Annotated in this window: 22 protein-coding genes; 2 read left to right on the top strand and 20 right to left on the bottom strand. The window is 63.6% G+C overall.

Translation table 11 applies throughout. The features are described 5' to 3' along the window. The first annotated feature begins 187 nt into the window (after positions 1-187). Both BFL28_RS14070 and BFL28_RS14065 read left to right on the top strand, forming a co-directional pair. Complete coding sequence (locus BFL28_RS14070; protein WP_069321186.1) at positions 188-481, top strand: hypothetical protein; 294 nt, start codon at positions 188-190, stop codon at positions 479-481. Then, the gene (locus tag BFL28_RS14065) at positions 478-966 is read left to right on the top strand and encodes a hypothetical protein (RefSeq protein WP_069321185.1); all 489 of its coding nucleotides are present in this window, start codon (positions 478-480) and stop codon (positions 964-966) included. The genes BFL28_RS14070 and BFL28_RS14065 overlap by 4 nt, the downstream gene beginning before the upstream one ends. A 239-nt stretch (positions 967-1,205) precedes the next feature. Here the strand turns inward: BFL28_RS14065 and BFL28_RS14060 are convergent, their stop codons facing one another. The 20 genes from BFL28_RS14060 to BFL28_RS13965 form a co-directional block, all read right to left on the bottom strand. Further along, entirely contained in the window at positions 1,206-1,613 is a 408-nt protein-coding gene (locus BFL28_RS14060; RefSeq protein WP_069321184.1) for a MerR family transcriptional regulator, read from the bottom strand. Then, positions 1,600-3,222, bottom strand: coding sequence for a long-chain-fatty-acid--CoA ligase (locus BFL28_RS14055; protein WP_079247170.1), 1,623 nt, complete (start codon positions 3,220-3,222; stop codon positions 1,600-1,602). Before BFL28_RS14055 ends, BFL28_RS14060 begins: the two co-directional genes overlap by 14 nt. A gap of 106 nt (positions 3,223-3,328) precedes the next feature. After that, the gene (locus BFL28_RS14050; RefSeq protein WP_069321182.1) at positions 3,329-4,258 is read right to left on the bottom strand and encodes an electron transfer flavoprotein subunit alpha/FixB family protein; all 930 of its coding nucleotides are present in this window, start codon (positions 4,256-4,258) and stop codon (positions 3,329-3,331) included. Further along, positions 4,255-5,004 (bottom strand): electron transfer flavoprotein subunit beta/FixA family protein, encoded by a 750-nt coding sequence (locus BFL28_RS14045; protein ID WP_069321181.1) that lies wholly within the window; start codon positions 5,002-5,004, stop codon positions 4,255-4,257. The genes BFL28_RS14050 and BFL28_RS14045 overlap by 4 nt, the downstream gene beginning before the upstream one ends. A 15-nt stretch (positions 5,005-5,019) precedes the next feature. Continuing rightward, complete coding sequence (locus tag BFL28_RS14040; RefSeq protein ID WP_069321180.1) at positions 5,020-6,819, bottom strand: acyl-CoA dehydrogenase C-terminal domain-containing protein; 1,800 nt, start codon at positions 6,817-6,819, stop codon at positions 5,020-5,022. Between the two features lie 12 nt (positions 6,820-6,831). Next, entirely contained in the window at positions 6,832-9,159 is a 2,328-nt protein-coding gene (locus BFL28_RS14035; RefSeq protein WP_069321179.1) for a 3-hydroxyacyl-CoA dehydrogenase/enoyl-CoA hydratase family protein, read from the bottom strand. Beyond that, on the bottom strand, positions 9,159-10,298 hold the full coding sequence (locus tag BFL28_RS14030) for a thiolase family protein (RefSeq protein WP_069321178.1): 1,140 nt from the start codon (positions 10,296-10,298) through the stop codon (positions 9,159-9,161). The genes BFL28_RS14035 and BFL28_RS14030 overlap by 1 nt, the downstream gene beginning before the upstream one ends. A 282-nt stretch (positions 10,299-10,580) precedes the next feature. Then, the gene (locus tag BFL28_RS14025) at positions 10,581-11,714 is read right to left on the bottom strand and encodes an ABC transporter permease (protein WP_069321177.1); all 1,134 of its coding nucleotides are present in this window, start codon (positions 11,712-11,714) and stop codon (positions 10,581-10,583) included. Next, positions 11,711-12,877 (bottom strand): ABC transporter permease, encoded by a 1,167-nt coding sequence (locus BFL28_RS14020; RefSeq protein WP_069321176.1) that lies wholly within the window; start codon positions 12,875-12,877, stop codon positions 11,711-11,713. The genes BFL28_RS14025 and BFL28_RS14020 overlap by 4 nt, the downstream gene beginning before the upstream one ends. After that, entirely contained in the window at positions 12,877-13,833 is a 957-nt protein-coding gene (locus BFL28_RS14015) for an HlyD family secretion protein (protein ID WP_241527341.1), read from the bottom strand. The genes BFL28_RS14020 and BFL28_RS14015 overlap by 1 nt, the downstream gene beginning before the upstream one ends. A gap of 71 nt (positions 13,834-13,904) precedes the next feature. Next, complete coding sequence (locus BFL28_RS14010) at positions 13,905-15,194, bottom strand: TolC family protein (protein ID WP_241527339.1); 1,290 nt, start codon at positions 15,192-15,194, stop codon at positions 13,905-13,907. Between the two features lie 166 nt (positions 15,195-15,360). Continuing rightward, on the bottom strand, positions 15,361-15,993 hold the full coding sequence (locus BFL28_RS14005; RefSeq protein WP_069321173.1) for a TetR/AcrR family transcriptional regulator: 633 nt from the start codon (positions 15,991-15,993) through the stop codon (positions 15,361-15,363). Between the two features lie 50 nt (positions 15,994-16,043). Next, positions 16,044-16,769: an alpha/beta hydrolase fold domain-containing protein gene (locus BFL28_RS20970; protein ID WP_069321172.1), complete on the bottom strand. Its 726-nt coding sequence runs from the start codon at positions 16,767-16,769 to the stop codon at positions 16,044-16,046. Next, positions 16,741-18,483, bottom strand: a complete 1,743-nt coding sequence (locus tag BFL28_RS13995) for an FAD-binding dehydrogenase (RefSeq protein WP_079247166.1) — start codon at positions 18,481-18,483, stop codon at positions 16,741-16,743. The genes BFL28_RS20970 and BFL28_RS13995 overlap by 29 nt, the downstream gene beginning before the upstream one ends. Before the next feature lie 780 nt (positions 18,484-19,263). Next, positions 19,264-19,686 carry a hypothetical protein gene (locus BFL28_RS13990; protein WP_069321170.1) on the bottom strand — a complete coding sequence of 141 codons (423 nt, stop codon included), beginning with the start codon at positions 19,684-19,686 and terminating at the stop codon, positions 19,264-19,266. Further along, positions 19,686-20,042, bottom strand: coding sequence for a DUF5681 domain-containing protein (locus BFL28_RS13985; protein ID WP_069321169.1), 357 nt, complete (start codon positions 20,040-20,042; stop codon positions 19,686-19,688). The genes BFL28_RS13990 and BFL28_RS13985 overlap by 1 nt, the downstream gene beginning before the upstream one ends. Further along, positions 20,039-21,403 carry a site-specific DNA-methyltransferase gene (locus BFL28_RS13980; protein WP_241527338.1) on the bottom strand — a complete coding sequence of 455 codons (1,365 nt, stop codon included), beginning with the start codon at positions 21,401-21,403 and terminating at the stop codon, positions 20,039-20,041. The genes BFL28_RS13985 and BFL28_RS13980 overlap by 4 nt, the downstream gene beginning before the upstream one ends. A gap of 23 nt (positions 21,404-21,426) precedes the next feature. Further along, the gene (locus BFL28_RS13975) at positions 21,427-21,876 is read right to left on the bottom strand and encodes a hypothetical protein (RefSeq protein ID WP_069321168.1); all 450 of its coding nucleotides are present in this window, start codon (positions 21,874-21,876) and stop codon (positions 21,427-21,429) included. Positions 21,877-21,982: 106 nt separating this feature from the next. Further along, a complete protein-coding gene (locus BFL28_RS13970) occupies positions 21,983-22,630 on the bottom strand; it encodes a hypothetical protein (RefSeq protein WP_131818659.1) in 648 nt (215 codons plus the stop codon). Further along, entirely contained in the window at positions 22,623-23,561 is a 939-nt protein-coding gene (locus BFL28_RS13965) for a hypothetical protein (protein WP_131818658.1), read from the bottom strand. The genes BFL28_RS13970 and BFL28_RS13965 overlap by 8 nt, the downstream gene beginning before the upstream one ends. Positions 23,562-23,642 lie beyond the last annotated feature (81 nt).

Here is a 23,642-nt window from a genome sequence, read left to right as displayed (position 1 = left end):
GGCCGTCGCCCCAAGAGGACATAGGGGCGACTGGAGCTGAGGCACCGGTCCCCCAGAAGACGGGGGATCACAATAGATGCACCTCACCAACTTGGCGCGTTCGTCGCGGAAGTTGCTGCGCCGCAGGTTCGCCGGGCGCTGACGTTCGCCCCCGATCTTTTCTGAATCAAATCAAGGAGGCGGCGCCATGCGCTTTGTCGTCGATCTATATCGTTATATTCTCCTCACCCTGGTCGGACTCGTGATCATCGGTCTGCTCCTGCTCACATTCGCTGCCTTTGATCCAAACGGGCCGTTCCAGGGAGAGTACGCCACGCCGGTCATGCTCGGCGCATTCACGATGGCGCTGTTCCTGGTGCTGAGCGTCGGCGGGCTAGCAATCATCATATCCATCCACGATCGCCACGCTGAGATTGCAGATAGCATCAGCGAACTGGTCGATGCGCTTCGGCCTGACGACGATTTGGACGAGACGCCATGAAGCGTCATACCAAAGCTGGCGTGGCATTTCTCGCGACCTGCGTCGCAATGGCTGCAGGCATCTATAGTCAAATCAGACCGGTCGCGACGGAACGGCCGTCCGAGCCGACAGCACCAACGGCGGCTACAAACGCCGTAGAGCCACAGGTGCCAGAGCAGGCACCGGAGGAAGCTGACCAGGACGAAGTTAAACCGGACAACCTCAACGCGACTAGGGACTGCCTCGGGACATGGACCGACGGCAATTCTCCAGAGCTGGAGATTCGCATGACGCCGACGGAATACTTCTGGCAATTCGACGGGAAACCCGTTTCACAAGGCTCCATTAAAATCCAAATTTCTTCGCCGAACATATTGCTGAAGTTCGATGGACGTACGTTCGGCATCGATTGCGGTGCTGATGCCATCACCGTCCAAAGCGAGCCAGCTAGCGAGGAGAATGGATGGATACCTCGCGGGGACAGTTGGGAGATGTCGCGCAAGTAGCTGGAACTGCAGATAGCGACGTCGCGCAGTCCTGGCTTTCTCGACAAACTGCCATAAGTGAGGGCAGCAACACGCTAGCTAAGTGAGCTACCGAGGCTTGCGGCGGACCGACGACGTTTATGATGAAACCACCGCATTTATCGCTTCCACCGCCAAGAGCCTCAAAGTTCTCGGACCTTAAACTAGCTGCGTGTTGGTCGAATGAGGGTCGTGCAAGCATCGAGAGATTGCTTCCCCGATCAGCGCTCCAATCGAGCGAGTTCCGCTGCGCGCACTCGTTCAATCGCCTGATCGCGCATGACCTTCAGTTCAGCCAGCGTCTGTTGGAGCGCGTCGAGCTGCGCTTCCAAATTGGCGATGCGCGTCTGGCACCGGTCGGCCAACGCGCGCATCTGCTCGCTTCGTCTCGGATCGGCGTCATATAGGTCGAGGAACTCCTGGATATCGCTCAGCGAAAAACCCAGACGCTTGCCGCGGAGAATGAGCTGCATGCGAGCGATGTCTCGCTTGGCGTAAAGGCGGGCCGTGCCGACGCGTCGCGGTTCTATGAGACCGCGGTCTTCATAGAACCGAAGTGTTCTAAAGGTGACGCCAAGGAGCCCCGCGACCTCTTGAATGCTTTTCAGGTCTTCCTCATCGTGCGCCACCTACTGTCTCCGCCTGCCGCTCCGCGGCCTTCTGCAACTCCTCGGCGACAAGCTCCTTCTTGGACAGCTTGCCGATCAGCGTCTTTGGCAGGCTTTCGCGAATTTCTACCGCCGCGGGAAGCTCGATTTTGCTCACCTTGTCGCGCAGGAAGGCCAGCAGGTCAGCCTCCGCTACAAGCCGATCCGGCTTCAGCGTCACATAAGCCTTGGGGCATTGCCCGCGATACGGGTGAGGAATCCCAACGACGACGGCCTCGGCCACGGCCGGGTGCTCGTAAAGTGCTTCCTCGATCACCCGAGGATAAACGTTATAGCCACCGCACAGGATCACGTCCTTGATGCGATCGATGATGAAGAGATATCCATCCTCGTCGAGGTATCCCACGTCACCGGTGCGCAGCGCGCCCTCGCAGAACACTTGTCGCGTGTCTTCGGGCCTGTTCCAATAGCCGCGCATGACCTGCGGCCCGCGCGCGCAGATTTCTCCGGGCTCGCCTAGCATTTTCAGTGCGTGCGGCGCCTCTGTATCGCGGATTTCGATGAGGGTTCCCGGGAAAGGGCGTCCGGCCGATCCTGCCTTGCCCAAATCGTCGATCGGGTTGCACGTGATGATCGGCGAAGCTTCAGACAGGCCATAGCCTTCGACCAACCGACCGCCGGTATGCCGCGTGAATGCCTCATGCACCTCTGCCGGGAGCGGCGCGCCGCCGGAGATGCAGGTCTCGATCGTCGACAGATCGAGCGGCTGCCGCTCCGCGACCTTGGCGATCGCGTGAAAGATCGTTGGCACTGCCGGGAGATAGGTGGGCCTGGTGCGTGCCATGCTCTTCAGCGCCTGCTTCAGCTCGAAGCGTGGCAGCAGGATCATCTCGGCGCCGATACGCAGTGCGACGCCAAGCACCGTGGTGAGCGCAAACACATGAAACAGGGGTAGCACGCCCATGACGCGCGCCTGATGCTGATCGCTCGATTTGATATGCAGGGCAGCGGCGTCGGCCTGGGCGACAAGGTTAGCGTGACTGAGCATCGCCGCCTTGGGATGCCCGGTGGTGCCGCCGGTATATTGAAGCACCGCCAAGGCATCGGGCACGAGGTCGACTGGCGTGATCAAGCCGGCCCAGGAAGCCAGCTTCGCGAAAGGAAGGTGACGTTTGTCGACCACGGCGGGGGCGATGTCGCGGCGGCGCAAGAGGCGATAGGCGATCTGTTTCCGCCAAGGCAATCCCTCGGCGATCGGGCACGTCACAACGTGACGAACCCCCAGCTCGGAAGCGATCGCGGATACCCGGGCGTGTACGTCCGGCAGGTCGCACGTCGCCACGATGTCCAAGCCCGAGTCGGCCATCAGGTGGCGCAACTCCCGCTCGACGTACAGCGGGTTGATGTTGACCACCACGCCGCCGGCTTTCAACACTGCCAGGAATAGAATGGGGTAATGAGGCGTGTTGGGGAGACAGAGCCCGACACGCCCACCCACCTGAAGACCCAGCCCCTGCAGCCCGGCTGCGACACGGTCCACCTGTGCCTTAAGCGCCCGCCACGATGTCTTCGCACCGAGGAAGTCGATCGCGTTCCATTCGGGATGGCGAGCGGCGGTGGCCTCGAACATCTCGGTGAGAAGGCGCGGCTTCGCATCCAGCGGCTGGCCCTCGGCTCTGGCAATCGTCACGTTCGTTTTCCTCCCCCTCGGGTCCGCGATTGCGGGCTGGCCTTCCTCACAGCTTCTCGGTGAGTTCCGGCACGATCTTGAACAGGTCGCCGACCAGGCCGACGTCCGCGACCTGGAAGATCGGCGCGTCCTCGTCCTTGTTGATGGCGATGATGACCTTGGAGTCCTTCATGCCGGCAAGGTGCTGGATCGCGCCGGAGATACCGACCGCGATATAGACTTCGGGCGCGACGATCTTGCCGGTCTGCCCGACCTGATAGTCGTTGGGGGCATAGCCTGCGTCCACCGCCGCGCGGCTTGCGCCGACGGCGGCGCCGAGCTTGTCGGCCAGCGGATCGATCAGGGCATGGAACTGCTCGCCCGAACCGAGCGCACGGCCGCCCGAGACGATGATCTTCGCGCTGGTGAGCTCCGGGCGCTCGCTCTTGGCGATCTCGGCGCCGACAAAGCTGGAGAGACCCGTATCGCCCTTGCCCGAGATGGTTTCGACCGAGGCGCTGCCGCCTTCGGCCGCGGCCTTGTCGAACGCGGTGCCGCGGATCGTCAGTACCTTCTTGGCGTCGGACGACTTGACCGTCGCGATCGCGTTGCCGGCGTAGATCGGGCGGGTGAAGGTGTCGGCGCTTTCGACGCTCAGCACTTCGCTCACCTGCATGACGTCGAGCAGCGCGGCGACGCGCGGCGCGATGTTCTTGCCGGTCGTGGTGGCCGGCGCGACGAACGCGTCGTAACCGCTCATCAGTTCGGCGATCAGCGGCGCGACGTTTTCGGCGAGCGCGTGGCCATAGGCCGCGTCGTCGGCGAGCAGCACCTTGGAGACCCCGGCGATCTTCGCTGCCGCATCGGCCGCGCCCTGCGCCCCTTGGCCCGCGACCAGCGCGACGACTTCGCCCAGCTTGCCGGCGGCGGTGACCGCGGCGAGCGTCGCGTCCTTCACCGACGCATTGTCATGTTCGACCCAGACGAGAACGCTCATGCCACAACTCCCAGCGTCTTGAGTTTGCCGACCAGTTCATCGACATCGGCGACCTTGACGCCGGCCTGGCGCTTGGCCGGCTCCTCGACCTTCACCGTGGTGAGGCGCGGGGTCACGTCGACGCCGTAATCGGCCGGCGTCTTCTGCTCCAGAGGCTTGGACTTCGCCTTCATGATGTTGGGCAGCGAGGCATAACGCGGCTCGTTGAGGCGCAGGTCGGTGGTGACGATCGCCGGCGTCTTGAGCTTCACCGTCTCGAGCCCGCCATCGACCTCGCGGGTCACGTCCACCGAGTCACCAGCGACCTCGACCTTGCTCGCGAAGGTGCCCTGGCCCCAGCCGAGCAGCGCACCCAGCATCTGGCCGGTCTGGTTATTGTCGTCGTCGATCGCCTGCTTGCCGAGGATCACCAGACCCGGCTGTTCCGCCTCGGCAACCTTGGCGAGAAGCTTGGCGACGCCCAGCGGCTCGACCTTGTCTTCGCTGACGATCAGGATTGCGCGATCCGCGCCCATCGCGAGCGCGGTGCGCAGCGTCTCCTGCGCCTTCTGCTCGCCGATCGAGACCACGACGATCTCGGTCGCCACGCCCTTTTCCTTGAGGCGAATGGCTTCCTCGACCGCGATCTCGTCGAACGGGTTCATGCTCATCTTGACGTTCGCCAGATCGACGCCCGTCCCGTCCGCCTTCACGCGGGGCTTTACGTTATAGTCAAGCACGCGCTTGACCGGCACCAAGACTTTCATGTGCTTGCCTTCCGTTCAGAATGCATCTGCCGGGAGCGCCATCAACGAACGCTTGCCGGATTTGATGGACAGGAACGCGGCCGTCGCCTGCGGCAGGATGCGGTCGAAGAAGAAACCCGCCGTTGCGAGCTTCGCCGTGTAGAAGTCCGCCTCGTCCGTCCCTTCGCCCAGCCGATGACGAGCAATTCGTGCAGCCTTGAGAAAGCAGTGGCCCATGCCGACCAGCCCGACCAGACGCAGATAGTCGGTTGCGGCAGCTCCGGCCTCCTCGGCATCCTTCAATGCTTTTTGCGCGATTGTTCCGGTCGAAAGCTGAAGCATGCCGAAGGACTGTTCGAGCGACGACCGCCAGGCTGCCAGATCGCGGGCGCTGGTCTTTGCGGCGTCGGCTAGTTGAGCCGAAACCGCATGGAAGAAGGGCCGCAGATATCGGCCCATATGAGCGCCCAGTTTGCGCCCGACCAGGTCGAGTGCCTGAACGCCGTTCGTTCCTTCGTAGAGCTGCGTGATGCGGGCATCGCGGACGAATTGCTCGACGCCATGCTCGCGTATGAACCCGTGGCCACCGTAGATCTGGACGCCGAGATTCGCCGTTTCCGATGCGAGATCGGTGAAGAGCGCCTTCACGACCGGGGTCATCATGGCGACGAAGTCCGAAGCGCGCTGACGCGTTTCCGGATCCGCCCCATGGGCTTCGGCGTCGAGCGCGCGCGAAACCCATTGCCCAAGCGCCCGCGATCCTTCCGTATAGGCCCGCATTGTCATCAGCATGCGGCGCACGTCGGGATGAACGATGATCGGGTCGGCCGGCAGGTCCGGTCTCGCCGTTCCGGATAGGGCACGGCTCTGAAGCCGTTCGCGGGCATAGGCGACTGCCGACTGATAGGCGATTTCACCGACGCCCAGCCCCTGAATGCCGACAGACACGCGCTCGGCGTTCATCATCGTGAACATCGCCGCGAGGCCCTTGTTCGGCTCGCCAACAAGCCAGCCGATCGACTCTTCGAACGCGAGTTGGCACGTGGCCGACGCCTTCAGGCCCATCTTGTGCTCGATGCCCGCGACCGCCACGCCGTTCCGTGGGCCACAGGTGCCATCATCGTTTGGCAGCAACTTGGGGACGAGGAAAAGGCTGATACCTTTTACACCCCTCGGAGCGTCGGGCAAACGCGCGAGAACCAAGTGGATAATGTTTTCCGTCAGATCGTGATCGCCGGACGAAATGAAGATCTTCGAGCCCGTGACCGCGAAGCTGCCGTCGCCGCGGGGTTCGGCGCGGGTGCGCAGAAGGCCCAGGTCGGTCCCGCAATGCGCCTCGGTAAGGCACATGGTTCCGCCCCATTCACCGCTCACCATCTTGGGAAGATAAGCGCGTTTCAGATCCTCCGACGCGTGACCGAGGATGGCCGTAGTCGCGCCATGGGTGAGGCCGGGATACAGGCTGAACGACAGGTTCGCGGCGCAGATCATTTCCTCTACGAGCTTGTTCACCGTTTCAGGCAGACCCTGTCCGCCCCATTCGGGCGGCGAGGACAGCGCGGCCCAGCCACCGTCGCGGAACTGGGCGTAGGCGTCGCGGAAACCGGCGGGCGTGCGCACCACGCCATTCTCAATGGTGCACCCCTCAGCGTCGCCGCTGGCGTTGAGCGGCAGCAGGACATCGCGAGTCAGCCGCGCCGCCTCATCCAGGATCGCGTCGGTAAGGTCGGGTGTGAACTCCCCGAAATGCGGCAGATCGCCAAAATCCTCGCCCTCGAACAGTTCGTGCAGCACGAAGCGCATATCGCGCAGAGGTGCCTCGTAGACCTGTGCCATCGTTTCCTCCGATCAGTTGCGCAGCGGCCGCCCGGTGTCGAGCATGTGCTCGATCCGCGCTTGGGTGCGGCCGTCTCTGACGCTGCTCATGAACGCCTCGCGCTCCAGCTTGAGCAGGGCATCCTCGCTCACCACGTCCACCAAATCGGCTTCGCCGCCGGTGAGAATAAAGGCGAGCCGTTCGGCGACCACCTCGTCGTAAGGAGTCGCGATCCCCTTCGCGCGGAAATCGCGCACCGCACCGGCGATGCCGGTACGACCGCTTTCGCCCGCCAGACGGAAGACCGGCTTTTCAGGCGGCAGGTAGCCGTCGGCCAACGCCAGCGCCCTCGACTTCGCGTCGGCGAGCAGCCGGTCGCGGTTCATCGTGATCCGATCGGCGGGCCGCATGAACATGAGTTCGCGGGCCTTCGCCGCAGATTTGGAAACCTGCGCAGTCGAGATCGTCTCGAACGCCCTGCCAAGCGCGGGCATGGGCCCCTTCGGCATGCCCGGCGCGCTGGCGAAACGGTCGAGCATTTCGCCATTGCCGCCCCAGCCTGGAACGAGCCCCACGCCGGTTTCGACGAGGCCCATATAGGTCTCGGCATGCGCCTGAATCGCATCGGCGTGCAGGCAGATTTCGCACCCGCCGCCCAATGCCATTCCTGCGGGCGCCGCCACCACCGGGAAGGGCGCGTATTTGAGCGCCTTGAACGCTGCCTGGCCACTGGCGATCAGGCGCTCGACCTCCCCCCATGCCGCGATATTCACCGCGAACATGGCGAGCCCCAAATTGGCTCCTGCGGAAAAGTTGCTGCCCTCGTTGTAGATAACCAGCGCTTTCATGCGCGACTGGACCAGCGGAATTGCCTTTTGGATCAGCTGGATGACTTGCTCGTCCAGCGCGTTCATCTTGCTCGTGAATTCCAAGCAGGCGACGCCGTCGCCGACGTCCCAGAGCGCCGCCGAGCCGTTGCGAAGCAGCGGCTCGGCCGCAAGCTTTACATCCTCGAGCAGCAGTACGCCGTTCGGTCGCACGACCTCGGCATAATCGCCGGCCGCCGTCAGATAGCGTCGGCGACCGTCCTCGATCTGGTAGAAGCGCCGGTCGCCGAGCGTCTCCAGGATCGGCGGGACCAGTCGGCCTTCGGCGCGCAGACGATCCGCGAATTGGCGACCGCCCAGTCGATCGAGAAGCTCGAAGGGTCCGTATTTCCAGTTGTAGCCGAGCTTCATCGCGTCATCGATCGCGACGATGTCGTCGGCGATCGTGCCGAGAAGGGAGGCGGCGTATGACAGCACGGCACCAAGCACCGACCAGGCATAGGCGCCGCTCGCACCCGGCATGGCGATCAGCGCGGCGAGGTCCATTTCCGCCGCCTTGGGCAGCGGTGCCGGCTTGCGCTGCGGCCGGTATTCGCCGGTCGCCAGGTCGATGGCCAATTTGGTGCGCTGGCCGTCCGCGCCCTTTTCGAGGCGGTAAAAACCGCCCTTGCCCTTCCGGCCGGTAAAGCCCTCCGCGATCATGCGATCGACCAGCGCCATCGGGCGGATCGTGTCGAAATAGGCATCGCCGGCGGGAAGAGTCGACGCCAGGCTTTTCGACAGCAGCGGCATCAGGTCCACGCCGACGAGGTCGACCAGGCCGAAGATGCCCGTTTTCGGCACGCCCATGGGCCGACCGCCGATCTGGTCCGCCACTTCAATGTCGAGGCCCAAGTCCATGGCGGAATTGATGGCGACCGCTAGCCAGTAGGTCCCGATGCGATTGGCGATGAAGCCCGGCGAGTCCTTGGCACGAACCACCCGCTTTCCTAGGGCGCGGTCGGTGAAATCGGAAACGCGATCCCCAATTTCCGGCGCGGTGTCCGGTGCGGTGACCACCTCGACGAGACGCATATAGCGCGGCGGATTGAAGAAGTGGGTGATCAGGAAGCCGCGCTTGAACGTGTCGGAACGCCCGTCGACCAGATTGGCCAGCGGTATCGTCGACGTGTTCGACGACACGGCGGTACCGGGGCGCATCAGGGTCTCGATGCGCGCATAGAGCGCCTGCTTGACGTCGAGCCGCTCGATCACCGCCTCGACGATCCAGTCACACTCGGCAACCCGGTCGAGATGGTCCTCGATATTGCCCGTCTCGACGAGTTTCGCCGCCGCCTTCGACATGAAGGGCGCGGGTTCGGTCTTGAGCATCTTCGCGACCGCGCCCTTGGCGATCGCGTCGCGGTCCGCCCCCTGCGACGGCACGATGTCGAGCAGGAGAACAGGAACGCCGGCATTGGCGACCTGGGCCGCGATACCGGCACCCATGGTCCCGGCACCGATGACGCATACCTTGCGGATCGGCGCGTCCATCACGCGCGCTCCAGGACCGTGGCGATGCCCTGACCGCCGCCGATGCACTGCGTGGCCAGCGCGTAACGCTTGCCTTCGCGTTCCAGCAGCGCGGCCGCCTTGCCGACGATGCGCGCGCCCGTCGCGCCGAGCGGATGCCCGATCGCGATGGCGCCGCCGTCGAGATTGATCTTCTCATCTTTGAGACCAAGATCACGGATGCATGCGATCGCCTGGCTCGCAAAGGCTTCGTTGATTTCAACGATGTCGAGATCGGCTGCCGAAATGCCGGCGCGCTCCAGTGCCTTGCGCGACGCATCGATCGGGCCGAGCCCCATCGTCTCGGGCGCGCAGCCGGAGATTGCGACGGACCGGATGTGTGCCAGGATGTTCAGTCCGTGCCGCCGTGCAAAAGCCTCGGACGTGACCAGCACCGCGGACGCACCATCGGTGAGCGGCGAGGACGTGCCGGCGGTGACCGTGCCGTCGCTGCTAAAGGCTGGCTTGAGTCCGGCAAGCCCCTCTGCAGTGGTATCGGGACGCAGCGTGCCATCTTCCCGCACTTCGCCGGCTTTGGTCGCGATCGGCACGATCTCGTCCGCGAACCGTGCATGGCCGCGGGCCTCAGCGGCTTTCGTCTGGCTGCGGATGGCGAACGCCTCCTGTTCCGCGCGCTGGATCTGATATTGCTCGGCGACATTTTCGGCGGTCTGGCCCATGCCCATGTAGGCCCCGGCATTCTTGCTCGCGAGCGCGGGGTTGGGGAGGGGATTATACCCGCCCATGGGGATACGGCTCATCGACTCGACGCCCGCGCAGATGAACGCTTCGCCGGCGCCGATCGCGATCTGGCCGACGGCAATGTGGATGCTGCTCATCGACGAACCGCAGAAGCGGTTGACGGTCATGCCGCCGACCGAGAGCGGAAGATCCGCGAGCAGTCCGACCAAGCGCGCGACGTTAAGGCCTTGCTCACCCTCGGGAAACGCGCAGCCCAGAACGATGTCCTCGATGGCTGCAGGATCGACACCGGTGCGATCGATCAAGCCACGAATCGTCTGTGCGGCCAGTTCGTCCGGTCGAACGCGGCTGAGTGCGCCCTTGCCTGCGAGGTGGAAAGGAGAGCGAGCAAAGCCCGCGATCACCGCGTTCGTTTCCATTTTTCGAGCCTCTCCTGTCTGCGGGAACTTACGTTTCGGGCAGATCCTTACCTATACGTAAGTCGATCGTCCATAGACTCGATGCGAAATTGTATCGAATAAGTACGGGGGCCGTCGAGCATTCCACGTAGTCAACGGGATCCTCGTCATGGATTGATCAGGGCCCCCCGCCGCTTTCAGAACGGGTGGTCCGTAGACGGGCGCTGACGTGCCGCTTGATGCTTAAGATCACCCGTGACGTCGTCCGTGTGGCTGATGGGGCGCGCACTGGGAGCGAACAGGTCAGCGGTTCCGCGGTAGCGTCTCTTGTGCCCCGACGCGTCGCGCCGAAAAACGTGCGTATGCGATGAGGCCGTAAAGCAGTGTGAGAAGCGCCAGGTTTGCAAGCTCGCCGGACTGCTCCTCAAGCGACGCACCCATCTGATTCACCCCGACCATCAGGTGAATACCCGGCGTCGTAGGGAGCAAGCGCGACAATGCAACTAGCCATGCAGGCGTGGCTTCCGAGGGCCAGGAGAGACCGGAAAGGAAGAAAATCGGCACCGAGGTCACAATCCAGAGCTGGATCGGACGCTCCCGCGTGCGGAAAAAGCTGGCGAGTGCCAGCGACCCAGCCACGGTTGCCGAGATGAATGCTACCGCAGCCACGAATAGCGTGATCGCATCGGCTTGCGCACGGGGATAGTCTTGAAACCAGAAAACGAAGCCAGTGAAATAAGCCACGTCGCATAGCCCGATTACTAGAAAGGCCAGCGCAATCCCGAGCAGGTCCCCGGCCGGCAGGCGTCGCTTGCCCTGTCTTTCGCGAATAGTCCCTGCCAACAGCGCCAGGCCCATCAACAGCGTTTGGTGGATGACCAGGAATGCCACGCCTGGAAAAACGCTGCTTCCATAACCTTCACGCGTGTTGAACAGGGGCCGCTGTATGAGTGAGAGCGCCGGGGCGGCAGGCGCGCCCGACGCTTGTGCCTGATCCACGCCCGCTTCGCGTCCGGCGGCGCCGATCGCCGCCGCTACGCCAGAAAGCGCGGTGCTGCTTCGCAGCAGATAAGCGCCATTGCCGTATAGCGCGACTGCGCCCTGTCCCCCGCGCAGGATGTTCTGTTCGTAGCCGTCGGGAATGATCACCGCGGCGCTCGCGCGGCGCGCCTCGATCCAAGCCAGCGCTTCCTGGGGGGAAGACAGCCGTGCAACCAGTTCAGCCTGCTGCAGCGCAGGCAGCTTGGCCACCAGCGCGCGGCTTGAACCGGAACGGTCAAGATCGACCGCGACGACCGGCAGCCTCGTCGGCACCTCGCCGGAATAAGCAGTTGGATAAAAAAAGGAGTAGAGGATCGCGGAACCAACCAGCAGTATCGCCGCCGTCCGGTCGGCAAGGATCGCGCGGAACGCTGCGATGAAGCCGCGCCGGATCATCGCCGTCCCCAGATTTCGGGACGTCGTGCGGCGCGGATGTAGGGTGGCAGGCCTATGGCGGCTCCGACCAAGAGAAAGATCAGCATGACGAGAATCTGCCTCACTGAGTCGGTGGCGGGCGCGCCCATCATCCACTGCTCCGCGAGCAGCTTGGCAAAGGCCGAGTAAGGCAGCAGCGCGCTCCAGAGGCGCGCGAACGTGGAGGCGGACTCGAGGGGGAAGATCGCGCCGGCAAACGCGAATGACGCGCCGGCATAAAGACCTGCGGCTGAAAGCGCCGTGCCCATGGTCAGGGTAATTCCCACGAAGAGCAGCGCCGCGCCGATATAGGCCAGATACATGGTGGCATAGCCCAGCAGGATCAGCGCGATGCTACCGGCGACCGGCCATCCGCGAAAGCCCGCAAGGTACCCGGTGGCAAGGACCGCCCAGCCCATGAAGATGCAGAAATATGGCAGCAGTTTGCCGGCTACCGCGTAAATCGCATCGCGCCGGGGCCAGCGCTCGAGCCAAGATCCGATCGTGCCGTCGCGCAACTCGCGCCCGAGCGCGCTGGTGATCGCCACCATGAAGATCAGGTGGAGGATGGCGGGGTGAACCAGTGCCACCAGCTGAAACTCATAGCTCCCCTGCGGATTGAACAGGATCGTGGTACGGACGGCCAGCGGCGGACGCCGGATCTTGCCTGGTCCCAGAACCACGGCGGTCTGCGTCGTCGCGAGCTGCGCCGCGTAGGCCTGCACGACGGCCCCGATCTCGCGCAGCGCAGCGCCGGACGGCGTCGAATAGCTTGCGTTGTAGAATGCCACGACTTCGGCGGTCGAGCCTTTCTGGATCTCTTCGGCGGTGCCTCGCTCGACGAGCACCACGGCATAGGCACGGCGCGATCGCACGGCCCGTTCGGCGGCTTGCATGTCCGGTGCCTGCTCGGCCACCGACAATCCGGACGCGGCATCCAGGCGCCGGATCAGCTCGCGAGCGAACCCGCTGCCGTCGCGATCGACGACGACGATGGGCAGGTCGCGCATCACTCCCGCCGACATCTGGACCGCTACGGCCGCCAGGAGGATGAAGGGGATCCAGGTCACCAGGGACAAATCCCAGAAGTTGCGCCGGAGGAAGTCGAGCTCCCGCTTCATGCTCTCCAGCAGCGCGGTGGGCATTACTGGGGCCAGTCGAACAAGACGGTCATGCCTGGACGAAGCCCCTCGACCCGGGACGTCGGCTTGACCCGTACCTCGAAACTTTTCACGTCAAACCCGCTCGACTGGCGTGTCGCCCGCCAAGTGGCGAAGTCGCCCGCCGGAGCGATATAGATCACTCGAAACACGATGCGCCGTCCGCCCAGCGCCGGCACGGTACCGGCCATCTCCTTGCCGCGCGTCAGACTGTTCAACTGGTCTTCGCGCACGTTTACGGTCACCCAGGCGTTGGCGACGTCGGTCAGCATGAACACCGGAAATCCCTGTGGAACAAGTTCGCCAGGCTGTGCCAGCCGCTTGCCGATCTCCCCGGCGGAAGGCGCGACCACGCGGGTTTCGGCCGCCGCCGCGCCCACCTCGGCGACGGCGCCGCGGGCTTGCTGCACCTGCCCGCCTGCCGCCGCCTTGTCTTGCGGCCGGGCACCGGCCAGCGCCTCGTCATATTGCGCGCGCGCCGCCTTGGCCGCCTGCGACGAGGCAATGGCGTTGGTGCGAGCCTCGTCGGCTTTCTGCCCGGCGACGACACCCTGCGCATAGAGACGCTGCGTTCGCGCGCTGGTGGCCTGGGCAAGGTCGGCTGCAGCTTGTGCCCGCCGCCACTGCGCCTCTGCCGCACGGATCTGTTCCGGTCGCGCGCCGGCTGCGGCCTTGCTCTCCGTTGCCTGCGCCGCGGCCAATGCCCCACTTGCCTGCTGCTGCTTGGCAGCGACCTCCGGACTTGCGATCCGGTAGAGGAGCTGGCCGGCCTGCACGACCTGTCCTTCCTCTACGTCGAACCCCTCGATCCGTCCCGTGACCTTGCTGGCCACGCGGATTTCCCGAGCGTCAACCATCCCCTGAAGCTGCCCCGGCGCGGGGCGGTAGCTGAGCCAGAGACCGATAGCGAGCAGCACCAGAATGGCGCCGACCAGGATCACGACCTTCAACCTCCCACGACGCGGCCGAGGCAATTCGCCTGTCTCAAGTTCAGAATCAATCGTTGCTTCGGTCATGGGATCACCTGGTCCGCCTGGGCTACAAAGGCCGGCATCTGATCAATCTGTCCGCTGACGTTCAGGAGTTCGGCAAGTGCCTGAACATATTGATTGGCGGCCTGCGCACGCTGGATCTTTGCTTTGCCGAGTCCCAGCTGCGCATCGATGACGTCCAGCGACGTGGCCTGCTGTTCCCTGTAGGAGAGCGTTTGCAGACGCAGGTTTTCCGCCGCCGCGGCCAGGGACGTATCGAGAAGTAGATAGCGCTTTCGAGCAGCCTCGACCTCGTTCCAGGCTTTTGTGACGCCGATTTCGATCTGAGTGCGCCCTTCGCGGATCGCGGCGCGGGCTTGTTCCTGCGTGGCGCGCGCGGCCTCGACGACCTGGCGACGCCCAAGTCCGCCAGCCAGCTTGTACCGAACGCCGATGCCGACCGCCCAGTCAGGGTCTGTCAAAAGCGTGTTGCGAGGATCGAAATTGTACGAGGCGAAGCCGTACACGGTCGGGCGCTGCTTCGCCTGTTGAAGGGTGACGCCGGCCTTGGCCTGATCCTCGAGCGAGCCCAGCCTTGCGAGCTGCGGATGCGAACTGAGCGCCGCCGCCTTGAAGGTGTCGAGCGGCTGCAACGGCCGCGATATCACAAACAGCGGGCTGACCGGCCTTACTCCGGTCGGCTGTCGCAGCAGTCCGGCGAGCGCCGCGTTGGCCGTCTGGAGATCGGCAATCGCCTTTTCATATTCCGCACGCGCATCGTCGCGGGCGACTTCGGCCTGCAATCGCTGCGCGCGGCTGATGAACCTTGCCTGTTCGAGTTTGACCGCATCCTCGACGTGCCGGTTGAGTCCGTCGAGCACGTCACGGCGCACGCCCAGCGCGCGCTCTGCCAGTTGCTGCCCGAAATAGACGCGAACAAGCTGCAGCAACTGGTCGTTCGCCGCGATATCGCGATCCGCTCTGGCTTGCGCGACCTGCGCCTTCGCGCCGGCCTGAGTTCCCGAAATCTGACCGCCTGTATAGATCGGCAGCGTGGCGGTCGCGATCGGGCGACTGCTGCTGCGGCGGAGCTGGAAGCGCAGTGGGTCGCTGATTCCGAACTCCTGGGCGACAGGCGCGAGTGACCCAAGTGGGAGGTAGAGCGTCTTTTGATACTCGAGGAGCTGCGCCTCAAGGTCGATGTCGGGCCGGCCCAGGGTGCGAGTCGCGCCCTCCTGCGCCTCCTTGCTTCGCACGTTGGCTTCCGATGCGGCGACAGCGTCCGACCTGTTCAGCAGTTCCTCTTGAGCGCGCTCCAAGGTGAGCGACACTGGCTCTGCAGGTCGGATGTCTTGAGCGCCTGCCACTGCTGACGCCGATCCAAGCGCAAGAGCCACCGGCAGCACGCGAACTTTCAACATCGACCGCAGAGTCCTTTACCTTAATCGCTTCGCTCGATACAATGATGTATCGAGAACTGGCGTCCGGTTCAACCGCCTAGAGCGACTTCAGGATATCTGGGAAGAAAGCGGCAAGTAGCGACACCTGGCCGCGTTCGTCGGGTTCGAGTCCGCGTTGCGTCGTGTCTCCTTCGTGGATCGCAATGGCGAGCCTGGCGATCTCGTCGAGGTTACCGGGCGCCACCTTGCCCATAGCCATGAGGGCGGTCCTAATCAGTTCGCACAGGTCGGCGCGCAACTTGGATCGCAGATCGACAAGCGTGAGGCGCGCCTGTTCATTTCGAAGGGCGTGTATCACGAACTCTTTGTTGATGATGTCCCAGTCCAACTCCTCGCTATCGGGCATCTCCAGTAATCGTTCGAGAAATTCGGGGATATCGGTTGCGCTGGCCAGCTTGGCAGCGCCGGATGCCAGTCTGGCGCGAAGGCGGTCGGCTCGACGCTCGTAAAGCGCTGCGAAGAGTTCCTCCTTGTTCGCGAAGTTCGAGTAAAAGGCGCCGCGGGAAAGCCCCGCCTTGGAACAGATGAAATCGACGCTCGCGCCCTTGAACCCGCGCTCGATGAAAGCTGCGAACGCACCCTCGATGACAAGGCGGCGCGTTTCGCTGCGAGGCGGTCTTGGCGTGCGAGGCTTGGCGGGCGCGAATGTGCGGGTCGGCGATTTGCTCATTGGGCCCGAAAAGCGCGGTTCCGGGTCCGGTGTAAAGTGCGAACCGCTATTCACCACCCGACAAGATGCCTTTCGATGAACATGGATGCCTCCTCGATCGCTTCCGCACCTTCAGGGATGGGCAAGCCCATCCAGACATGGAACATGCCAGGATATTCCGACAGTGTGAAATCCGCATCCGACGCCTTTGCGCTCGTCATCAGACGATGCGCATCAGAATTCATGATGTCATGCGTACCCGTCAGGACGAGCGTTGGAGGCAACCCTGCCATGGACGCGAAGAGCGAATTGATCCGCGGGTCGTTGGGCAATAGTTTGCCCGCCCACGCCTTGCCAGCCGCCCGGGCACGGCTAATCGAAAGTATCCTGTCGTGTCTGGCCAAACCGGTTTGGGCCGGATCGCTGACCGTCAGGTCGGCCCAGGGGCAAAAAAGGACGAGCGCTGCTGGCAATGCTGCTCCGCGATCGCGAAGGTGCTGCGCGAACGACACCGCCAAGCCTCCCCCGGCCGAGTCTCCGGAGATGACGACGTTGTCCGCCCCAACCCGGTTGACCAAGTCGTCGTAAAGCTCGTCGAGCAGGCGATATGTCGCGCGATGGTCGTGCTCCGGGCTCAGTGGATATTGCGGAACGACGATATTGGCGAGCAGGCGATCGGCAAGACCGCCGATGATCGTCCAATGCTCTGGCATCAGGTGGAGCTCGAATCCTCCGCCATGAAGGTAAAGGATATGCTGCGTGACCCCATCAAGTTTCTGCCGCAGGGTCAGCACCATCGCACCGTCGATGCTTTGCTCGTCTATTTGGAACGCTCGACGAAGCCTTGCCGGCGGCGCTGCCGGTCCCTTTTGGCGATTTGCCGAAATATTCGCAGCCTGGCCTGCCGGCGTCGATGTCGCTCTTGCCCTGTTCGACCAGGGAAGGACGACCGAACTTACGAACTCGCCGCGCAGGCTGCGTTTGGAGCGCCGCGCAGAGAGGGCGAGGGCCGCTGCCCCGGTCGCGGCAGCCGCTACCACGCCACCCGCTACGATAGAGCCCGCTCGAACATGCGATTTCTTCTCTTCTGCCATGCCCACCTGCTCCGTAAACAATCGCGGCCGCCGCAGCGCGGCCAGCCACGCGACCCGAGAAGAGGCAGCCGCCGAGGAACGTGCCCTCCAGAGCACGATAGCCATGCATACCACCCCCGCCGAAGCCGGCGATCTCGCCAGCCGCATAGAGGCCGGGAATGATCTGCTCGTCGGTGTCAAACATGCGACCGGACAGGTCGCACTGAAATCCCCCAAGCGTCTTGCGCGTGAGTATGTTGAGCTTCACTGCGATGAGCGGCCCGTGCTTCGGGTCCAGGATACGGTGCGGAGTGGCGACGCGGGCCAGACGATCGCTGCGCGAGCGACGCGCGTTGCGGATCAGCATGACTTGCGCGTCCTTGCCGAAATCGTTCGCAATCTCGCGATCCCGCGCCAGGATCTGCCGTTCGAGAGCCTCTAGATGGATGAGGTCACTTTTTACGAGCCGGTTCATGCCGGCGACCAGCGTTTGCAGATCGTCCGCGACGACGAAGTCCTCACCGTGCTTCTGAAAATCAGCAACCGGCCCCGGCGTTTCGCGGCGCAACATGCGGCTTACCATCAGCTTCCAGTTCTTGCCGGTGTAATCGAGGTTTTGCTCCGATCCCGAAAGTGCGAATTCCTTCTTGATGATCGTCTGATTGAGCACGAACCAGCTATAGTCATACCCGGTCTTGCCGATCGCCTCGAGCGTTCCGAGCGTGTCATTGCCCGGGAAATTAGGTGCGGCAAAGCGCTTGCCCGTCGCGTCGAACCACATCGATGACGGCCCGGGCAAGATACGGATGCCATGATCCTTCCAGACCGGCACCCAATCGCGGATACCCTCTGTATAATGCCACATCCGGTCGCGATTGATGAGCTTGCACCCGGCCGCCTCAAGGACCGCGACCATGCTGCCATCGACGTGCATCGGCACGCCCGAGATCATCGACGTGGGCGGCTTCCCTAGGCGCTCGGGCCAATTCTTGCGGACCATCTCATGGTTGCCGCCAATGCCTCCAGAGGCGACGACGACTGCTTGGCCGGAGAACTCGAACTCGCCAATGGCCTTCCGCGACGTCTCAGCTCCACGTGGCATGCCACTGGCCTCCAGGATCTTGCCCGACAGGCCTGTGACGACCCCATTGGTCAGGACGACGCGTTCGACCTTGTGGCGCCAGGCGAAGCGGATGCGACCGTTCGCCTCATGCTCCCGAACTCGCCGTTCGAACGGGGCAACGACCCCCGGCCCGGTGCCCCAGGTCAGGTGAAAACGCGGCACCGAATTGCCATGGCGCGCGGCATCGTCACCGCCCCTTTCAGCCCAGCCGACGAGCGGTAGTACCCGGTGCCCCATCGCGCGCAGCCACGATCGTTTCTCGCCGGCTGCGAAGGCGACATAGGCCTCCGCCCCCCGGCGGAGCCGCGTACCTATGGCGTCACGTTGCGCACGCGGTTCTGAGGCGCGCGGAAGGAGGGCCGGCCATGCTCAATCAAGCATATCGTTCGCGTTTGCGGACTGCTCGAGAGGCCGTCTGCCTGATTCCCGATGGGGCGCGAGTGGTGATGGGTTTGGGCGTGAGCCAGCCCCCCGCGCTGCTCGGTGCCCTGGCCGACCGCGCCCGCGCGGGCGATATCGCTAGTCGTTGTGGTCCCAATTTGCCCAGAAGCCCGAAGGCAACTTGGCTTAAATTATGGCTAAACATATGACGAGATCTCGAAGCCGACGTAAAACCATGTAACTTCAATTGTTTTTGGCGGCCACCCGCTCCGCCACTTAGTCCGCCTATTCTGATATGCTCAGCCCGACAGGGCGTAGAGCGGCGCAGTTCTGCGCCATTTGCGTTCGCTTCGGTACTGCGGAGGATTACTGACAAGCCGAGGACGCGAAACTTCAGCGCCATTTCTCCGCCCCGGCGCGGCTTGGTACCGAATCGCCTCTCAAACATTTTCTGGACGCCACTCCATCGGATTTATTCGCATAATCGCCCGCCAAAAGCCCAGAAATGCGTCCTTTTATCGGAATGTTCGCTCAGTTTTGCCCGGCGCAACAGCAGGCGGATTGCAGGTGCGTGCGTTGGTTCTGCAGGTTGATTGCAGGCGCAGTCGGGCCATTTTGCAGGCGGCATTTCCAAAAGTCTGGAGCAGGGTGCATCCCGCGCCATAAATGGCGGAATTTCGCCGTTGCTGCGCGGGATGCAATGTCTTTCGCGCGTCAGTTGCGCTTGCCGCCGAGAAGGCCGGAAACCTCCTTGCTGAGATGCGCAGCGCTTTGCTCGACGTCGGTCGCTGCCAAGGCGATCGCGACTCTCCGGATGTCGGCCAGTTCCTGCTGCAGAGATGCCGTGGCACGGGCGATGACGGGCGCCCCGGCACTCTCGAACACCAGCCGGATGAAGTCCATCACCGCAGCCCGCCGGCGCACTGGGCCACTGGCCAACCGCAGGATAAGGGCCTCGAACAGCGTCACTCGCTCCCGCCCCTTTCCGCGCGGCACCGACACGATGGTGTTGGCCACTTCCAGCACAACGCATCGCAGGTCGGAATCGCTCGGCCGAAGCCTGAAACCGCGGCGCGGCCCCCTGCCCCGGTCGGGCGAATAGCCAGCCGTGAACCGCCCCTTTCGATCACGGCCCATCAGTATCCCCTAGCCGCTCGAAGGCGCCGCCGTTCTTCCTCCTCCCGATCCTTTTCGCGGCGGCGATTGATCTCGTCCATCGAACCAACTGCGTTGCTGACAAGCGCGATGAAATCCTTGCAACTGAGCCGGTTCTTGGCCGCCCCCGTTGCCAGCGAACGCACATTTGCCTCGAGGCGGTTGATCTTTTCACCGGATGACAGCGTGACCTTGCCGCTGGCGACCTTCAAGATCGTCCTCGCCAGGTCCTCCCGCGTCAGCAGCGGAACGGGCTGGCGCCGGCGTGCGCCCTGGGGATTGCCGGACGTACCCTTCTGGAACTGGCCAGTGGGGCGGCGCCGGATGTCGTCGCTCACGCTGCCTCTCCCAGCGCGAGATCAGCGAGGCGCTCCAGTTCGGCGTTGCGGCGCGCAAATACCTCCGCAAAGGTCTCGCCGGTGCTCTCGAGCCGGGCCTTGCCGCGCGCCAGCTTCTCCCAGCGCCGGATCGTCACCGCACAATAGTCCGGCTCGTATTCGATCAGGCGGCCCATACGCCCGGTCTTGTGCGCGGCGAGCAGCGTCGAGCCCGAACCGCCGAACGGGTCGAGCACGATCTCGCCACGCTTCGAGGTGTCCTTGATCGCGTCCATGATCATGGTGACAGGCTTCACGGTCGGGTGCAGCGCAAGCTCGGCATCACGCCCGGTCTTCGTCGCGCCGCGATACTGCCAGACATTGGTGCGATAGCGTCCGTTCTTGCCGAGCTGGACGGTGTTCAGGTGCGGCGCCTCACCGACCTTCCATACGAACACCAGCTCGTGCTGCGAGCGATAGAAGCTGCCCATGCCGCCATTGTCCTTCACCCAGGCGCACAGGTTCTGGAGGCCGGAATAGACCTTGTGCCCGGCATCGAGCATCTCGCCCATGTGGCGCCAGTCCATGCACTGATAGTGGATCGCGCCATCGATGCTGACTTCCGCTGAATTGGCGAAGACGGTGCGCAGGAACTCGGTAAACTGGGTCTGGCTCATCTCGCCACTGGCCATGGCGAACTCGGCATGCCTGGTCTTGCCAAGGCCGCCGACGTGCCCGTCAATCCTCACGTTGAACGGCGGGTCGGAAAACACCATCCGCGCACGATCGCCGCCCATCAACCGGGCAAAGCTTTCGGGATCGCGCGAGTCGCCGCAGAGCAGCCGGTGCGAACCAAGATGCCAGAGATCGCCGCGCTCGACGCCCGACAGCACGCGGCGATCGAGCTGAGGCTGTTCCTCGAGCTTTGCTTCCGCAGGGCTGATGTCGGTGAGCAGGTCGATCTCCGTCGTGTTGAAGCCGGTCGCCTCCAGTTCGAAGCGGAGCTCAAGCTGGGCAAGCTCGGACAATTCCTCGCTCAGGATCTCGGGATCCCAGTCGGCGTTCAGCGCGATCTTGTTGTCTGCCAGCCGATAGGCACGCAGCTCGTCCGACGTCAGGTGGCCGATCTGGATCGTCGGCACGTCCGACAGCTCCAGGAGCCGCGAGGCTTCGTACCGGGCATGGCCGGCGACGATCACACCATCGGCTTCGATGATGATCGGGTTGGTGAACCCGAAGTGGCGGATCGAGGCAGCAACCTGCTCGATCTGCGCCGTGTTGTGCCTCCGCGCGTTCTTTGCAGCGGGCTTCAGGGTATTAGTGGGCCGCAGTTCGACCTTGAGCGGATCGACAATGTGCCGCTCAGTATGATAATCTCTCACTCTACTTCTCCATAGCGAATAGTTCAGGGTGTTCCGGGTGAATTTCCTGATGTTCGATTTAGTAGAGCGGAAAGGAGATCGGCATGCTCGGGCATACGCTCGACAGCGAGGCGCTGGAGATGATCAAGGACCGCCTGCCGCGGCAGCAGCAGCAGCCCTTCGGGCGTCTGCCGAACAAACAGCTGACCGGCATTGCCGAGCAATCCGAGTTCCTTGAGGATCGAATCCGGCAAGCGCACGACGCCTTCAGCGCTCACCTCGAGGATCTGCGCCGCGTCGATTGTCTGCGCAGGAGTCTCGTTGGCCGAGCCCACCCTCCCGGCGCGCAGCAGCACGTTGTAGGTGTGCTGATATCGGATCCCGATGAAGTCAGAGATCGCGGTGGTGCTGTAGCCGGCTTCGTTCAGCGCCCGGATCTTTGCGGCCTTGGTCTTGTGAGCGCTCGCGATGCGCTCCATCTCTTCACGGTTCATTGTAGTTCCCCAGTCATCATGGGGATCCACTAGAAGCATCTTATCAGCTTGTAAATGGGGTAGTTAGCAATTTATTTGGTGTATGTATCTCCTACCTCTCATCACCCTACTCCACAGCAATCCCGCATGCTGCCAAACCCTCGCGGAAACTGGCGTCGAGCGGATACGGGCGCAGGCCATCCTTGGTGTACTGGCCCACTGCCCCGCGCTGACCATCGGGCAAGCCATAGCTGACCGATGCAGCAGCGGCGCGGTACACCAGTCCTTTCCCGCCCAGCATCTCCTGCAGCATCTCTGTTGCGAGCGCGCCAGCTGCGACCGTGCTGGTCGCAGTTGCCGCGGCCACCAGCTTCATTTGCTGCTCGATGAGCTGCTTCATGGCGGGATCGTCGGGCGATGCGACAGTTCCTGCTGCACCGGGCGGGTTGTCGGCTGCCCGAAGTGTCCTGAACGGCCTATCATCGACGCGCCACACGATGTCGCCGGTCGGCAGCCTGATCCGACCACCGCTGCTGACACCGACCAGAATACCGTGGATGCTGCTGTTCTCGACAAAGGGGTAGATTGCCCCTGTCCGCGAAAAGCTCATGCCTGCCGCCTTGTCATAGGCAGCAACCACACAGGACGTTGCGCCGGTGATCGGGTCCGTAGTTCGGGTCACGGTCCACACGGGCTTGGGAGCTGGCATTGCGACAGCTGCTGGTAGAGTCGCCAACAGCATGATCGAGCCACCAAGCATCAGCGGCTTACGCATTACCGTTCTCCAGCGCCAGCAGCGCCTCCCGCAGCTGGCGGCAGAGATGGTCGCGATGCGGTGCGTCATTCTCGTCCCCGCCGGCGAACCGATCGGCGCGCATCTCGAGAAACAGCGTCGTCCAGAGGGTCACGGCATCACCTTGCCAATGGCCGCTCGCCGCATGTGCTGCGCGCTGTCGGTCAAGAAACGTGTCGGGCTGGTCATCGCTGAGAAGTTCGAGCGTGCGATAGCCGTTGATCAGCCCGGCGAGCTCAACGCCGTCCCCATCGAAGGTGACGCCTTCAGGGATCGCGGAGAAGCCTCGCGTCAGGATATCCGCCAGCAGGCTGGAGGTCGATCCGGGCTCATCTCCCATCCGCGAGTACAGGAACGCCAGTGGGCCCGCTGGTACCATGCCGAACAGCCGATCGGCCAGATGCGCGAAGTCATCGAGCTGCTCGAAGCGGCTTGCCGGGACAATGCGGATTGCCGGGCGGCTTGCCTTGACCCCTGCGCTGTTGCCCCGCGTGTGGCGCCCGACCTTCGAACCAAGATCCGGCAGGCGGTCGCCGGGCTTGCCGCCAAACCAGCGGATCGACTGGAAGTCACGGGCAACCGGGTCAAAGAGCAGCCAGATCACGCAACCCGAGGGCTTGTCGGCAAGCCGAGTATGGATGCCGACATCCGTCCGTGCGCCGCCGAGAATTGTGACCTTGAGCTGGACGTGTCGCAGGGTGCCGCCAGCCTCGACTGCAAGGTCGTAGCCGTGATCGTCGACTTCGCCGTGGAGCACTTCGTGGCTCACGCCACGCGCAATGAACTCCAGGCCAAGCTGGCTCAGGAACAGATGCTCAAACACCTTCTCGCGCTGGCTGGAACGATGCGTCAGGCCGCGAGCGACTGTCGACTGGCGGTTGCCGCTGACCAGGTGAAGATGCGAAACTGCCACGAACGTCTCCCGTTGCGGTGAGACGCGCTCCGTCGCCATGGCTTCGCTCGTCGCACCTATGTCCTCTCGGGGCGACGGCCT

Origin of the sequence: Sphingomonas turrisvirgatae (genome assembly GCF_001721295.1) — a bacterium.
GTDB classification, from domain to species: Bacteria; Pseudomonadota; Alphaproteobacteria; order Sphingomonadales; family Sphingomonadaceae; genus Sphingomonas; species Sphingomonas turrisvirgatae.
Note: the sequence above shows the minus strand (reverse complement) of the source record. Positions and strands in the feature narration are given on the sequence as shown.

Excerpts from the sequence above, each read along its gene's own strand:
- BFL28_RS14070 (WP_069321186.1), top strand. The coding sequence starts at position 188 with ATGCGCTTTGTCGTCGATCTATATCGTTATATTCTCCTCACCCTGGTC.
- BFL28_RS14065 (WP_069321185.1), top strand. The coding sequence starts at position 478 with ATGAAGCGTCATACCAAAGCTGGCGTGGCATTTCTCGCGACCTGCGTC.
- BFL28_RS14055 (WP_079247170.1), bottom strand. The coding sequence starts at position 3,222 with ATGTTCGAGGCCACCGCCGCTCGCCATCCCGAATGGAACGCGATCGAC.
- BFL28_RS14050 (WP_069321182.1), bottom strand. The coding sequence starts at position 4,258 with ATGAGCGTTCTCGTCTGGGTCGAACATGACAATGCGTCGGTGAAGGAC.
- BFL28_RS14045 (WP_069321181.1), bottom strand. The coding sequence starts at position 5,004 with ATGAAAGTCTTGGTGCCGGTCAAGCGCGTGCTTGACTATAACGTAAAG.
- BFL28_RS14040 (WP_069321180.1), bottom strand. The coding sequence starts at position 6,819 with ATGGCACAGGTCTACGAGGCACCTCTGCGCGATATGCGCTTCGTGCTG.
- BFL28_RS14035 (WP_069321179.1), bottom strand. The coding sequence starts at position 9,159 with ATGGACGCGCCGATCCGCAAGGTATGCGTCATCGGTGCCGGGACCATG.
- BFL28_RS14030 (WP_069321178.1), bottom strand. The coding sequence starts at position 10,298 with ATGGAAACGAACGCGGTGATCGCGGGCTTTGCTCGCTCTCCTTTCCAC.
- BFL28_RS14025 (WP_069321177.1), bottom strand. The coding sequence starts at position 11,714 with ATGATCCGGCGCGGCTTCATCGCAGCGTTCCGCGCGATCCTTGCCGAC.
- BFL28_RS14020 (WP_069321176.1), bottom strand. The coding sequence starts at position 12,877 with ATGCCCACCGCGCTGCTGGAGAGCATGAAGCGGGAGCTCGACTTCCTC.
- BFL28_RS14005 (WP_069321173.1), bottom strand. The coding sequence starts at position 15,993 with ATGAGCAAATCGCCGACCCGCACATTCGCGCCCGCCAAGCCTCGCACG.
- BFL28_RS20970 (WP_069321172.1), bottom strand. The coding sequence starts at position 16,769 with ATGGTGCTGACCCTGCGGCAGAAACTTGATGGGGTCACGCAGCATATC.
- BFL28_RS13990 (WP_069321170.1), bottom strand. The coding sequence starts at position 19,686 with ATGGGCCGTGATCGAAAGGGGCGGTTCACGGCTGGCTATTCGCCCGAC.
- BFL28_RS13975 (WP_069321168.1), bottom strand. The coding sequence starts at position 21,876 with ATGAACCGTGAAGAGATGGAGCGCATCGCGAGCGCTCACAAGACCAAG.
- BFL28_RS13970 (WP_131818659.1), bottom strand. The coding sequence starts at position 22,630 with ATGCGTAAGCCGCTGATGCTTGGTGGCTCGATCATGCTGTTGGCGACT.